The sequence below is a fragment of the Stenotrophomonas sp. HMWF003 genome (assembly GCF_003061285.1).
In the GTDB taxonomy this organism is placed as follows: Bacteria; Pseudomonadota; Gammaproteobacteria; order Xanthomonadales; family Xanthomonadaceae; genus Stenotrophomonas; species Stenotrophomonas maltophilia_AP.
In genome coordinates, this window is record NZ_QAIW01000297.1 from 841 (window position 1) to 13,613 (window position 12,773).

Sequence of the window (12,773 nt, forward strand, 5' to 3'; positions counted from 1 at the left end):
GCGCCGCCGACGTGCGTGCCGTGGGCGCCAAGTGGCTGGGCGTGGGCGACCACACCATCGTGGTGGAACCGGGCGCGCGCGTGGCGCTGGCCGAGCTGCCGTCGCAGTCGCCCAAGCCGTTCACCGTGCCGGCCGTGGATGCCAAGTACACCACCCTGCCCAAGCAGGTGGACCGCAGCACCGGGGTGCCGCAGACCAGGACCTTCCCGGAGCTGAAGTTCCCGCAGCTGCACCGCGCCACGTTGAAGAACGGCACCCAGGTGATCCTGGCCGAGCGCCATGACATTCCGGTGGTGCAGTTCAGCTATGAATTCCCCGGTGGCTTCACCGCCGACCAGGGGCGCAAGCAGGGCACCGCCAACTTCACCATGGACCTGATGGGCGAAGGTGCCGGCAAGCTCGGCGCGTTGCCGTTCGCCGACGCCGCCGACGCACTGGGTGCCAACCTGGGCGCCTCGGCGTCGCTGGACAGTGCCAGCGTCTACCTGTCGGCCTTGAAGGAAAACCTGGCGCCGTCGCTGGCCCTGTATGCCGACATGCTGCGCCAGCCGCGTTTCGAGCAGGGCGAGATCGACCGGGTCAAGGCGACCTGGATCGCCGGCATCCAGCAGGAGAAGGTCAACCCCAGCGCGGCCGCGATGCGGGTGATGCCGACCCTGCTCTACGGCGCCGGGCATCCGTATGCGATCCCGTTCACCGGCAGCGGCAATGAAGCGGACATCCAGTCGCTGACCCGCGAGGACCTGGTGGCCTTCCACCGCGACGCACTGCGCCCCGAACAGGGCACCCTGATCGTGGTGGGCGACACCACCCTGAAGGACATCGTGCCGCTGCTGGAGCGCCAGTTCGGCGACTGGAAGAGCACCGGCACCGCGCCGCAGGTCAAGGCACCGGCCGACGTGCCCCGTCCCACCCACGCCCGCGTGTACCTGATCGACCAGCCCGGCGCGGTGCAGGCCAACCTGTTCGCCAGCCAGCTGGTGCCCTCGGCGATGGACCCGGGCAGCACCCGCTTCGACATTGCCAACGGCGTGCTCGGCGGCGACTTCACCTCGCGCCTGAACATGAACCTGCGCGAGGAAAAGCACTGGTCCTACGGCGCGGGCAGCAGCGCGCCGGCCACGCTGGGCCAGCGTCCGTGGGGCGCGCGTGCACCGGTGCAGATCGACAAGACCGCCGAGTCGATGCGGGAACTGCAGAAGGACATCCGCGAGTTCGCCAGCGGTGCCAAGCCGGCCACGCCTGCGGAAGTGGCGCGGATCCGCAACATCCAGACGCTCAGCCTGCCCGGTGCCTATGAAACCGCCAGCGCGGTGCTGGGCACCATCAGCGGCATCGTGCGTTACCAGCGCCCGGACGACTATGTGTTCAAGCGCAAGGCCGAGATCGAGGCAATGACCCCGGCGCAGGTGCAGCAGGCGGCCGCCACGCTGGACCCCAACACCCTCACCTGGGTGGTGGTCGGCGACCTGAAGCAGACCGAGAAGGAAGTCCGGGCGCTGAACATCGGCGAGGTCCACGTGATCGACGCCGACGGCAAGGAAGTGGCGGACGCGGCAGCGCAATCGCGCTGACGCTCCCACGATCCGCATGCGGATCGTGGGCCCCATCTCACCGGCACCCACACCCCCGCGCCTTCGGCGCGCCCCCCTTACTCAGGGGGGCTCTCCTCCAGAGGCAAACGCGTAGGGCCGGCCGCTGGCCGGCTCCATGCCGATCTGCAACGCAGGGGGCCGGGCTTCGGCCCGGCACCCCATCACCCCCGATTCAGCCGTTTCCCGCACACTCCTTTCTCGTCGCCCAGCCAGGTTCCCCACATGCGCGTTCTTCTGCTTTCCCTGCTCACCCTCAGCGCCACCGCCTGCACCTGGGTGCCGATCGAACCGGTGGGCAAGACCGTGCGCGTGCTGCCGGCCGGGCAGGTGCCCAGCGGCTGCCAGACCAAGGGCGAGGTGGTGGTGACGGTCAAGAGCAAGGTGGGCTTCTACAACCGCAACCCCTTGCGCGTGCAGGAAGAACTGGAAACCCTGGCACGCAATGAAGCCCCCAGCGCCGGGGCCAATGCCGTCCAGGCCGCCGGCCAGCCGACCGATGGCAGCCAGCGCTTCCTGGCCTTCCAGTGCCCGCCGCGCTGAACCCTTCAGGGCGCCCGGCCGCACCATACGCCCGGGCGTGAATTCGTAAAGGTGCGGTGAAGGCAGCGCCGGCTTACAATAGCGCCCCCTTTGCCTGAGCCTTGGCGCTAACTGATGCTCTTCAAGAATGTCTCTATCGCCGGCCTGGCGCACATCGACGCGCCGCACACGCTGACGTCCAAGGAAATCAACGAACGTCTGCAGCCGACGCTGGATCGTCTGGGCATCCGTACCGACGTGCTCGGCGACATCGCCGGCATCCACGCCCGTCGCCTGTGGGACGCGGACATGCTCGCCTCCGACGCGGCCACCCTGGCGGCCCGCAAGGCGCTGGAAGACGCCGGCATCGGCGCCGACAAAATCGGCCTGCTGGTCAACACCTCGGTCAGCCGCGACTATCTGGAGCCGTCCACGGCCAGCATCGTCTCGGGCAACCTGGGCGTGGGCGACGAATGCATGACCTTCGACGTCGCCAATGCCTGCCTGGCCTTCATCAACGGCATGGATATCGCCGCACGCATGCTGGAGCGTGGCGAGATCGACTACGCCCTGATCGTCGATGGCGAAACCGCCAACCTGGTCTACGAGAAGACCCTCGAGCGCATGGCCCTGCCGGGCGTGACCGCCGACGACTTCCGCAACGAGATGGCCGCCCTGACCCTGGGCTGCGGTGCCGCTGCCATGGTGATGGCGCGTACCGAACTGGTGCCCGACGCGCCGCGTTACCGCGGTGGCGTGACCCGCTCGGCCACCGAGTGGAACCAGCTGTGCCGCGGCAACCTGGACCGCATGGTCACCGACACCCGCATGCTGCTGATCGAAGGCATCAAGCTGGCGCAGAAGACCTTCGTGGCCGCGCGCGAAGCGCTGGGCTGGGCGGTGGACGAACTGGACCAGTTCGTCATCCACCAGGTCAGCCAGCCGCACACCGCCGCGTTCATCAAGAACTTCGGCATCGACCCGAAGAAGGTCATGACCATCTTCGGCGAGCACGGCAACATCGGTCCGGCTTCGGTGCCGATCGTGCTGAGCAAGCTCAAGGAGCTGGGCCGCCTGAAGAAGGGCGACCGCATCGCGCTGCTGGGCATCGGTTCGGGCCTGAACTGCTCGATGGCCGAAGTGGTCTGGTAAGCAGACCGCTGCGTTGATTTCCAAGGGCCGGTACTACCGGCCCTTTTTACAGGTGCGATCCGATGTCCAAGCTTCCCGGTTACCCCGCCCACCCGCAGCGCTTCGAGGTGCGCCCCGGCCTGTCGATGAACTATCTCGACGAAGGCCCGCGCGATGGCGAGGTGGTGGTGATGGTCCACGGCAACCCGTCGTGGAGCTATTACTGGCGCACGCTGGTGGCCGGGCTCTCGGATAACTACCGCTGCATCGTGCCGGACCACATCGGCATGGGCCTGTCGGACAAGCCCGATGACGCGCACTACGACTACACGCTGCAGTCGCGCGTGGACGACCTGGACGCGCTGCTGCGGCACCTGGGCATCACCGGCCCGGTCACCCTGGCCGTGCACGACTGGGGCGGCATGATCGGCTTCGGCTGGGCGCTGTCGCACCATGCGCAGGTGAAGCGCCTGGTGGTGCTCAACACCGCCGCGTTCCCGATGCCGGCGGCCAAGAAGATGCCCTGGCAGATCGCGCTGGGCCGGCACTGGACGGTGGGCGAGTGGATCATCCGCACGTTCAACGCGTTCTCCTCCGGCGCCTCCTGGCTGGGCGTGGAGCGCAAGATGCCAGCCGACGTGCGCCGTGCCTACGTGTCGCCGTACAACAGCTATGCCAACCGCATCAGCACCATCCGCTTCATGCAGGACATCCCGCTGTCGCCGGCCGACAAGGCCTGGTCGCTGCTGGAGCGTGCCGGCCAGGCGCTGCCGTCGTTCGCCGACCGCCCGGCCTTCATCGGCTGGGGCCTGCGCGACTTCGTGTTCGACCACCACTTCCTGGCCGGTTTCCAGGCCGCGCTGCCGCAGGCCCAGGTGCATGCCTTCGAGGATGCCGGGCACTACGTGCTGGAAGACAAGCACGAGGTGCTGGTGCCGAAGATCCGGGCGTTCCTGGACGCCAACCCGCTCTGACCGATGGCGTGACGACCCACGGTCGTCACCTGCCCATCAACCCGCGGTCGGATCGGCACCCCACCTCACGCCGCGATCGGCGCCTGCGGGGCCGGCGAACTGCCGTTGTCGTCGGGATGGTCATCGTCGTTGTCCGCCGCGTCCCGCCAGCGCCAATCGGCCAGGGTCAGGGCCGGCATGCCGTGCGCCACCCGCGCCTTGTCGCACTGCGGGCTGGCCTTGCCGTACTCCCACGAGGCGTCCACCTCGCGGCACACGCTGGGCCGGTTGGGGTGGATGGTGCAGCGGGAATACACCCCGATCTCCGCATCCAGCGCCACGCAGTACACCGGCTTGGACAGGGTGCCGCGCATGCACAGCCGGTGCGGGTCCAGCACCTGGGTCAGTTCATGCGGCACGCCACCGGGGGTGACCTCGTCCGATTCCATCCAGTGGAACGCCACACGGTACTGGGTGCAGCAGGCGCCGCAGGTGAGGCAGGGATGGGACATGGGGTACCGGCCTTGGGCGGCAATCGAGCAGGAGGGAAGGGCGCGAATTTTCCACGCCGTTGGCCGTCGCGCAAGATTTTTCTGCAGCGGCGACAATGAACGGATGAACAGCCCCGTCAACATCGCCGCCCGCCTGCCCGAGCTGGCCCGTGAGCGCCCCGACCAGATTGCCATCCGCTGCCCGGGAACGCCCGGCCCCGGCGGCATGGCGGCCTATGACGTCACCCTGGATTACCGCACCCTCAACGCGCGCAGCGACGCCCTGGCCGCCGGCCTGGCTGCCCATGGCATCGGCCGTGGCGTGCGCGCGGTGGTGATGGTGCGGCCGTCCCCGGAATTCTTCCTGCTGATGTTCGCGCTGTTCAAGAACGGCGCGGTGCCGGTGCTGGTCGACCCCGGCATCGACAAGCGCGCGCTCAAGCAGTGCCTGGAAGAGGCCCAGCCGCAGGCCTTCATCGGCATCGGCCTGGCCCACGTGGCGCGGCTGGTGCTGCGCTGGTGCCCGGGGGTGAAGACGCTGGTGACCGTGGGGCGGCGCTGGGGGTGGGGCGGCACCACGCTGGCCCGCATCGAGGCCGAGGGCGCGCGTGCACCGCAGCCGATGGCGGCCACCGATGGCGAGGATGTCGCCGCGATCCTGTTCACCAGCGGCTCCACCGGGGTGCCCAAGGGCGTGGTCTACCGCCACCGCCACTTCGTGGGCCAGGTCGAGCTGCTGCGCGCCGCCTTCGGCATGGAGGCCGGCGGCGTGGACCTGCCGACCTTCCCGCCGTTTGCCCTGTTCGACCCGGCGCTGGGCCTGACCTCGGTGATCCCGGACATGGACCCCACGCGGCCGGCCAAGGCCGACCCGCGCAAGCTGCACGACGCCATTGCCCGCTTCGGCATCACCCAGCTGTTCGGCTCGCCGGCGCTGATGCGCGTGCTGGCCGACCATGGCCAGCCGCTGCACGGCGTGCGCCGGGTCACCTCGGCCGGTGCCCCGGTGCCGCCGGACGTGGTGGCGCGGATCCGCCGGCTGCTGCCCGACGATGCCCAGTTCTGGACCCCGTACGGCGCCACCGAGTGCCTGCCGGTGGCGGTCATCGAAGGCCGCGAGCTGGACAGCACGCGCCAGGCCACCGAGGCCGGTGCCGGTACCTGCGTGGGCCGCGTGGTGGCGCCCAACCAGGTGCGCATCATCGCCATCGACGACGCGCCGCTGCCGCAGTGGTCGCAGGTGCGCGAACTGGCGGTAGGCGAGGTGGGCGAGATCACCGTGGCCGGCCCGACCGCCACCGACAGCTACTTCAACCGCCCGCAGGCCACCGCCGCGGCCAAGATCAGCGAAACGCTGGCCGATGGCCGCACCCAGGTGGTGCACCGCATGGGCGATGTGGGCTACTTCGACGCGCAGGGCCGCTTGTGGTTCTGCGGGCGCAAGACCCAGCGGCTGGAAACCGCGCACGGCCCGCTGTACACCGAACAGGTGGAGCCGGTGTTCAATGCGCTGGACGGCATCGCCCGCACCGCGCTGGTCGGCGTTGGCCCCGCTGGCCGGCAACGGCCGGTGCTGTGCGTGGAGCTGCAGCCCGGCGCGGCCGATACCCCCGCGCTGCGCGAGCGCCTGCGCCACGAGGCCGACGCGCATGCGCACACCACCCGCATCGAACAGTTCCTGATGCACCCGGGCTTCCCGGTGGACATCCGCCACAACGCCAAGATCGGCCGCGAGAAGCTGGCCATCTGGGCCGCAACCCAAGTGGAAACGCACGCATGAAAATCCTGGTGACCGGTGGTGGTGGCTTCCTCGGGCAGGCGCTGTGCCGCGGGCTGGTGCAGCGTGGCCACCAGGTGCTCAGTTTCAACCGGGGCGATTACCCGCCGCTGGCCGCGTTGGGCGTGGGCCAGATCCGCGGCGACCTGGCCGATGCCGATGCCGTGCGGCACGCCGTGGCCGGGGTCGATGCGGTGTTCCACAACGGGGCCAAGGCCGGCGCATGGGGCAGCTATGACAGCTACTTCCAGGCCAACGTGGTGGGCACCGACAACGTGATTGCCGCCTGCCGCGAACACGGCGTGGGCAGGCTGATCTACACCTCCACGCCCAGCGTGACCCACCGCGCCACCCATCCGGTGGAAGGGCTGGGGGCCGACGAAGTGCCTTACGGCGAAGACTTCCAGGCGCCCTACGCGGCCACCAAGACCCTCGCCGAACAGCGTGTGCTGGCCGCCAACGATGCCACCCTGGCCACCGTGGCGCTGCGCCCGCGGCTGATCTGGGGCCCGGGCGACCAGCAGCTGGTGCCGCGCCTGGCCGAACGCGCGCGCGCGGGCCGGCTGCGCTTCGTCGGCGACGGCACCAACCTGGTCGATACGACCTACATCGACAATGCCGCGCTGGCCCATTTCCTGGCCTTCGAACACCTCGCCCCGGGCGCGGCATGCGCGGGCAAGGCGTACTTCATCTCCAACGGCGAACCGTTGCCGATGCGCGAGCTGCTCAACAAGCTGATGGCGGCCGTGGGCGCCCCGGCGGTGGAGAAGTCGATCAGCTTCAAGACCGCCTACCGCATCGGCGCGGTGGCCGAGCGCCTGTGGCCGCTGCTGCGCCTGCGCGGCGAACCGCCGATGACCCGCTTCCTTGCCGAGCAGCTGTGCACGCCGCACTGGTACAGCATGGAACCGGCGCGCCGCGACTTCGGCTACGTGCCACAGGTGAGCATTGACGAAGGCCTCACGAGGCTGAAGTCTTCATCGCGCGCAGAGGGCGCCATCACTTCCTGAACACCGCGGTTTGGTGAAGATTGCAGCACGCCAATCCGGCACGCATTACGCGAGGATCGACATGCTGCATTACGCCGTAATCTTTTTCGTCATCGCCATCATCGCGGCGGTGCTCGGCTTCTCCGGCATCGCCGGCGCTGCCAGTAACATCGCCTGGATCCTGTTCGTCGTGTTCCTGATCCTGGCGGTGGTGTCGATGTTCCGCAAGCGAGGGTAGTCCGCCGGGCAGCCCGCGCTACCTCTCTCCAGCGCGGGGTGCCCAGCGGCGCCTGACGACGGCCTGATCCTCGAAAGGGGGTCAGGCCGTCGTCGTAATGGAACTCTGCAGCGCACGCTCGCCGGCATGCCGCTCCAGCGCCAGTTCCAGCAGGCGGGTGATCAAGGCGGTGTAGCCCAGCCCGCTGGCCGCCCACAGCTTGGGGTACATGCTGATCCGGGTGAAGCCGGGCAGGGTGTTGATCTCGTTGATCACCACCTGGCCATCGCGGCCCAGGAACACGTCGACCCGCGCCAGCCCGGCGCAGTCCAGGGCCTGGTAGGCACGCACGGCGATGGCGCGGATGCGCTGCTGGTCGGCGTCGCTGATTGCCGCCGGCACCACCACGTCGGCCCCGTGCTCGCGGATGTACTTGGTGTCATACGAATAGAATTCGTCGTGCACCACCACCTCGCCGCAGACGCTGGCCTCGGGCGTTTCATTGCCCAGCACCGCGCACTCGATCTCGCGGCCGTCGATGGCCGTTTCCACCAGCGCCTTGTGGTCGTAGGACAGCGCCAGCGCCAGGGCCTCATGGAACTGCTGCGCGTTGTGCACCTTGCTCACGCCCACCGACGAGCCCTGGTTGGCCGGTTTGACGAACAGCGGCGCACCCAGTTGCGCCACCAGCGCGGCGTAATCGGCGTTGGCCGCGCTGGCGCGGTTGAAGCAGGCAAACGGGGCCACGGCCAGGCCGGCATCGCGCAGCAGGCGCTTGGCCACGTCCTTGTCCATCGCCACCGCCGACCCCAGCACGCCGGCGCCCACGAAGGGCAGGTTGGCCATGCGCAGCAGGCCCTGCAGCGAGCCGTCCTCACCCAGCGTGCCGTGCACGATCGGGAAGACCACGTCGATCTGTTCCAGCGCGGTGGCCGGGTCGGTGGGCACCAGCTGCTGGCGCGCCACGCCCGGATGCACGGCCACCGCATTGCCTGAGGGGTTCAGCGCGATCCGCGCCGGGTCCTCGGCATTGAGCAGGAAAGCCTGCGGGTCGCTCACATGCCACTGGCCCTGCTTGTCGATGCCGATCAGGGTGACGTCGAACCGTTCCTTGTCCAGCGCATCGACGATGTTCTTCGCCGACTGCAACGACACTTCATGCTCGGCCGAACGGCCACCGAAAATGATGCCTACCCGCGTCTTGCCCATGCCTGCTGCTGCTCCTTGGTGTGTATGTGGGCTCCTAGCATGAACCGGTCCGCGCGCCATGGCGCACACGGCCTTCATCCACGCGTCAGGCTGGGCACCGTGGCGACGGTCCCGGCCTGCCACGGGCCGGTTAGAATGCACCGATGGCCCGTTCCCTCCTCAGTTCCCTCAAGCCGCTGGCCGGCAATGCGCTGCAGCTGGCGCTCAACCGCGCGCTGGCGCTGGACCCGGACACCCGGGGCGCACTGGCCGCGCTGGATGGCCGCCACATCGCCCTCACCCTGGAATCGCCCGCGCTGGCGATGCGCATCGGGGTGGACGGGGAGCGGCTGACGGTGGGCCCGGTGGACCCGCAGCAGGAACCGGACCTGGCGGTGCGCAGCACGCTGGGTGGGGTGTTGGCGCAACTGCCGTTCCTGGCCCATGCACGCCGTGGCGGCAGCGCCCCGGCCGGGCGGGTCAAGGTCTCCGGCGATGCCGAGCTGGCGCGCCGGCTGCAGCAGCTGGCGAGCCGTTTCGATCCGGACTGGCAGCAGCCGTTCGTGCGTGTGTTCGGCGAGGTGCTGGGGGTGCAGGTGGCCAACAGCCTGCGTTCGGCACTGCAGCATGCGCGCCGCGGCGCGTCCGACCTGGCGCACAGCGCCGCTGAATTTGTCACCGAGGAGTCCCGCGACGTGGTACCGCGAGCAGAACTGGAAGCCTTCCACGACGACGTGGATGTGATGCGTGACGATGTGGAACGCATTGCCGTGCGCGTGCAGCGCCTGCGCCAGGTGCGCGCATGAAGGCGATGTTCCGTGCCACCCGCATTGGCCGCGTGATCCTGCGTTACCGCCTGGACGACCTGCTGGAAGGCACCGTGGCCGAGCGTTGGCTGCGCCTGGCCAAGCCGTTCGTGCCGCGCGCGTCGGCCGACATCGCCGTCCAGTCGCGCGGCGCGCGCCTGCGCCTGGCGCTGCAGGACCTCGGCCCGATCTTCGTCAAGTTCGGGCAGATCCTGTCCACCCGCCGCGACCTGATCCCGGCCGACATCGCCAACGAACTCACCCTGCTGCAGGACCGGGTGAAGCCGTTTGACGGTGCCACCGCGCAGCGCATCGTCGAGCAGGCGCTGGGCCGCCCGGTCAGCGAAGCCTTCGCCAGCTTCGACCTGCAGCCGCTGGCCTCGGCCTCGATCGCACAGGTGCACGCAGCCACCCTGGCCGATGGCCGCCAGGTGGTGGTCAAGGTGCTGCGCCCGGACATCGAAAAGCAGATCGGCGCCGATATCGCGCTGCTCAACTCCGCGGCCGCGCTGGTCGAGCGCACCCACCCGCGCGCGGACAAGATCCGCCCACGCGAAGTGGTGGCCGAAGTGGAGAACACCCTGGCCGCCGAACTGGACCTGCAGCGCGAAGGCGCCAATGCCAGCGTGCTGCGCCGCAACTGGGTCGACTCGGACGACCTGTACGTGCCGGAAGTGATCTGGAGCCACACCGCCGAGCGCGCGCTCACCCTGGAACGCGTATGGGGCATTCCGTCGGACGACATCGCCGCGCTGGACAAGGCCGGCATCGACCGCAAGGCACTGGCCGCCAAGGGCGTGCGGGTGTTCTACACCCAGGTGTTCCGCGACAACTTCTTCCACGCCGATGCGCACGCCGGCAACATCTGGGTCGACATCGATCCGGCCCGGCGTGACAACCCGCGCTTCATCGCGCTGGATTTCGGCATCATGGGCCAGCTGTCCGAGCAGGATCAGTACTACCTCGCCGAAAACTTCATGGCCATCTTCAACAAGGACTACCGGCGCATGGCCGAGCTCCACGTTGAAGCCGGCTGGATGCCCAACAACGTGCGCATCGACGAGCTGGAAGCGGCGGCGCGGTCGGTCTGCGAACCGTACTTCACCCGCCCGCTGTCGCAGATCTCACTCGCCGAAGTGCTGATCAAACTGTTCCGCGTGGCCCAGCGCTACGAACTGACCCTGCAGCCGCAGCTGATCCTGCTGCAGAAGACCCTGCTCAACATCGAGGGCGTGGGCCGCCAACTCGACCCGGAACTGGACATCTGGGCGGTGGCGCGACCGGTGCTGGAACGCATCCTGCGCGAACGCTACAGCCCGCGCCGGGTACTGAAGGAGCTGCGCAAGCGGCTGCCGGAAATCATGACCCACACTCCGGACATGCCGCGGCTGGTGCACGCCTGGCTGAAGCAGCAGGTGGAAGGCGGGCACGAGCTGTCGATGCGCTCGCAGGACCTGGTGGCGCTCAACACGAACCTGCAGAAGCTGCAGAAGCGTGCGGTGGCCGCGATCGCCGGCGTTGGCCTGCTGATCGTGGCGGCGGTGCTGTATGGCATGCAGCCGGGTGGCTGGTACTTCGGCGATGCGCCGGTGTGGAGCTGGGTGAGCGGCGCGGCCGGCCTGTTCTCGCTGGCCAGCGCCTGGTGGCGGCGCTGACATGACGCTGCAGGCGCTCAAGGAGGAGCTGGCCCGCTTCGGCGCCGACAACGACGCCACCCACACCGCGCGTGCCCAGCGCATGCTCAACATCACGCCCGACACCGGTGCGTTGCTGGGGGTCCTGGTGCGTGCCACCGGCGCACGCCGGGTACTGGAAATCGGCACCTCCAACGGCTATTCCACGCTGTGGCTGGCCGAGGCCGCCGCCGCGGTGGGTGGCCACGTCACCACGCTGGAACACGCCGCCGACAAGGTCGCGCTGGCGCGCAGCACCTTCGACCGCAGCGGGCTGGGTGCACATATCGCGCTGGTCCACGCCGAGGCCGGCGCATGGTTGAATGCAGCGGCCGACGACAGCATCGACCTGCTGTTTCTGGATTCCGAACGCAGCCAGTACCTGGGCTGGTGGCCGCAGCTGCGCCGGGTGCTGCGGCCCGGTGGCCTGCTGGTGGTCGACAACGCGGTCTCGCACGCCGAACAGATGGCGGCCTTCGATGCCTGCGTGCGCGCCGATCCGCAGTTCCAGTGCGTGCTGGTGCCGATCGGCAACGGCGAACTGATCGCGGTACGCAGCGCCGCCTGAATCATCGCCGATGGCGCTGCCCGCGCGCGGCGGGGATAATCGGTCGGTGAACGACACCGACACCGCATTCCCCGCCACCGCCGACGCGGCCCCGCTGCAGCTGCTGCACGTGGACGACCGCCTGGCCGTGGTCAACAAGCCCGCCGGGCTGATGGTCCACGACAGCAAACTGGCCCGTGGCGAAGACGACTTCCTCGCCGACCGCCTGCGCGAGCAGCTCGGCAAGCCGATCTTCCTGGTACACCGCCTGGACCGCGCCACCAGTGGCTGCCTGCTGCTGGCCTTCGACCGCGAAAGCGCCAGCGTGCTGGGCAAGGCGTTGATGGGCGGCGACGTCACCAAGGACTATCTGGCCATCTGCCGTGGCTGGCCGGCCGAGGAGGCCTTTACCGTCGACCACGACCTCGACGGTGGCCCCGGCAAGCCGGTCAAGAAGCAGGCCATCACCCATTTCCAGCGCGTGGCCGTGGGCGAGATCGCCGTGCCCGTCGGCGAGTTCGAGACCTCGCGTTACGCGTTGCTGCGTTGCCAGCCGCAGACCGGCCGCTTCCGCCAGATCCGCCGCCACCTCAAGCACCTGTCGCATCACCTGATCGGCGACACCAGCCACGGCGATGGCCGGCACAACCGCAGTTTCCGCATGCAGGGCGTCCACCGCATGCTGCTGCACGCCGAACGCCTGCGCTTCCCGCACCCCGATGGCTCAGCGATGGATGTCAGCGCCCCGGTGGACGGGGAGTTCCGCAAGGCGATGGATGTGTTGGGGTGGGAAGGGGTTTGAGCGGGGTCTGACCGGGATCTGCGGCGATCCGACCGGGCCTGCCCCGGATCCAACCGGACGTGCCCCGGACCCAACCGGGTAGAGC

Annotated in this window: 13 protein-coding genes; 11 read left to right on the forward strand and 2 right to left on the reverse strand. The window is 69.1% G+C overall.

Annotated features, from left to right (window positions below; translation table 11 throughout):
* The 4 genes from DBR34_RS12125 to DBR34_RS12140 form a co-directional block, all read left to right on the forward strand.
* A partial coding sequence (locus DBR34_RS12125) for a pitrilysin family protein (protein WP_258223868.1) occupies positions 1-1,574 on the forward strand: 1,574 nt, incomplete at its 5' end.
* Positions 1,575-1,817: 243 nt separating this feature from the next.
* Positions 1,818-2,135 carry a DUF4156 domain-containing protein gene (locus DBR34_RS12130; protein ID WP_128096979.1) on the forward strand — a complete coding sequence of 106 codons (318 nt, stop codon included), beginning with the start codon at positions 1,818-1,820 and terminating at the stop codon, positions 2,133-2,135.
* A gap of 114 nt (positions 2,136-2,249) precedes the next feature.
* A complete protein-coding gene (locus tag DBR34_RS12135; RefSeq protein ID WP_038691210.1) occupies positions 2,250-3,266 on the forward strand; it encodes a 3-oxoacyl-ACP synthase III in 1,017 nt (338 codons plus the stop codon).
* A 62-nt stretch (positions 3,267-3,328) separates the two neighbouring features.
* Positions 3,329-4,219 carry an alpha/beta fold hydrolase gene (locus tag DBR34_RS12140; protein ID WP_128096980.1) on the forward strand — a complete coding sequence of 297 codons (891 nt, stop codon included), beginning with the start codon at positions 3,329-3,331 and terminating at the stop codon, positions 4,217-4,219.
* A 65-nt stretch (positions 4,220-4,284) separates the two neighbouring features.
* Here DBR34_RS12140 and DBR34_RS12145 read toward each other — a convergent pair whose 3' ends face one another.
* Positions 4,285-4,710 (reverse strand): YkgJ family cysteine cluster protein, encoded by a 426-nt coding sequence (locus DBR34_RS12145; RefSeq protein ID WP_038691207.1) that lies wholly within the window; start codon positions 4,708-4,710, stop codon positions 4,285-4,287.
* Positions 4,711-4,813: 103 nt separating this feature from the next.
* Here DBR34_RS12145 and oleC point away from each other — a divergent pair, with 103 nt between their 5' ends.
* The 3 genes from oleC (at position 4,814) to DBR34_RS12160 (ending at position 7,693) form a co-directional block, all read left to right on the forward strand.
* Positions 4,814-6,469: an olefin beta-lactone synthetase gene (oleC, locus tag DBR34_RS12150; protein ID WP_128096981.1), complete on the forward strand. Its 1,656-nt coding sequence runs from the start codon at positions 4,814-4,816 to the stop codon at positions 6,467-6,469.
* On the forward strand, positions 6,466-7,476 hold the full coding sequence (oleD, locus tag DBR34_RS12155) for a 2-alkyl-3-oxoalkanoate reductase (RefSeq protein ID WP_128096982.1): 1,011 nt from the start codon (positions 6,466-6,468) through the stop codon (positions 7,474-7,476). Before oleC ends, oleD begins: the two co-directional genes overlap by 4 nt.
* Before the next feature lie 61 nt (positions 7,477-7,537).
* Positions 7,538-7,693, forward strand: a complete 156-nt coding sequence (locus tag DBR34_RS12160; protein WP_038691201.1) for a DUF1328 domain-containing protein — start codon at positions 7,538-7,540, stop codon at positions 7,691-7,693.
* 81 nt (positions 7,694-7,774) lie between these two features.
* Here DBR34_RS12160 and ddlA read toward each other — a convergent pair whose 3' ends face one another.
* Complete coding sequence (gene ddlA / locus DBR34_RS12165; protein ID WP_128096983.1) at positions 7,775-8,881, reverse strand: D-alanine--D-alanine ligase; 1,107 nt, start codon at positions 8,879-8,881, stop codon at positions 7,775-7,777.
* Between the two features lie 143 nt (positions 8,882-9,024).
* Between ddlA and DBR34_RS12170 the strand changes: the two genes are divergently transcribed.
* From DBR34_RS12170 to DBR34_RS12185, 4 genes are read left to right on the forward strand one after another with little or no spacing between them, the layout of a single operon-like run.
* Entirely contained in the window at positions 9,025-9,666 is a 642-nt protein-coding gene (locus DBR34_RS12170) for an SCP2 sterol-binding domain-containing protein (RefSeq protein WP_128096984.1), read from the forward strand.
* Positions 9,663-11,321 (forward strand): ubiquinone biosynthesis regulatory protein kinase UbiB, encoded by a 1,659-nt coding sequence (gene ubiB, locus DBR34_RS12175; protein WP_128096985.1) that lies wholly within the window; start codon positions 9,663-9,665, stop codon positions 11,319-11,321. Before DBR34_RS12170 ends, ubiB begins: the two co-directional genes overlap by 4 nt.
* Position 11,322: 1 nt before the next feature.
* A complete protein-coding gene (locus DBR34_RS12180) occupies positions 11,323-11,907 on the forward strand; it encodes a class I SAM-dependent methyltransferase (RefSeq protein ID WP_128096986.1) in 585 nt (194 codons plus the stop codon).
* A 10-nt stretch (positions 11,908-11,917) separates the two neighbouring features.
* Complete coding sequence (locus tag DBR34_RS12185) at positions 11,918-12,688, forward strand: pseudouridine synthase (protein WP_258223869.1); 771 nt, start codon at positions 11,918-11,920, stop codon at positions 12,686-12,688.
* Positions 12,689-12,773: the final 85 nt, after the last annotated feature.

Bases quoted from the DNA above. Each gene is read 5' to 3' on its own strand.
- oleC (WP_128096981.1), top strand. From the start codon at position 4,814: ATGAACAGCCCCGTCAACATCGCCGCCCGCCTGCCCGAGCTGGCCCGT.
- DBR34_RS12160 (WP_038691201.1), top strand. From the start codon at position 7,538: ATGCTGCATTACGCCGTAATCTTTTTCGTCATCGCCATCATCGCGGCG.
- DBR34_RS12135 (WP_038691210.1), top strand. From the start codon at position 2,250: ATGCTCTTCAAGAATGTCTCTATCGCCGGCCTGGCGCACATCGACGCG.
- oleD (WP_128096982.1), top strand. From the start codon at position 6,466: ATGAAAATCCTGGTGACCGGTGGTGGTGGCTTCCTCGGGCAGGCGCTG.
- DBR34_RS12145 (WP_038691207.1), bottom strand. From the start codon at position 4,710: ATGTCCCATCCCTGCCTCACCTGCGGCGCCTGCTGCACCCAGTACCGT.
- DBR34_RS12180 (WP_128096986.1), top strand. From the start codon at position 11,323: ATGACGCTGCAGGCGCTCAAGGAGGAGCTGGCCCGCTTCGGCGCCGAC.
- ddlA (WP_128096983.1), bottom strand. From the start codon at position 8,881: ATGGGCAAGACGCGGGTAGGCATCATTTTCGGTGGCCGTTCGGCCGAG.
- DBR34_RS12140 (WP_128096980.1), top strand. From the start codon at position 3,329: ATGTCCAAGCTTCCCGGTTACCCCGCCCACCCGCAGCGCTTCGAGGTG.
- DBR34_RS12130 (WP_128096979.1), top strand. From the start codon at position 1,818: ATGCGCGTTCTTCTGCTTTCCCTGCTCACCCTCAGCGCCACCGCCTGC.
- DBR34_RS12185 (WP_258223869.1), top strand. From the start codon at position 11,918: ATGGCGCTGCCCGCGCGCGGCGGGGATAATCGGTCGGTGAACGACACC.
- ubiB (WP_128096985.1), top strand. From the start codon at position 9,663: ATGAAGGCGATGTTCCGTGCCACCCGCATTGGCCGCGTGATCCTGCGT.
- DBR34_RS12170 (WP_128096984.1), top strand. From the start codon at position 9,025: ATGGCCCGTTCCCTCCTCAGTTCCCTCAAGCCGCTGGCCGGCAATGCG.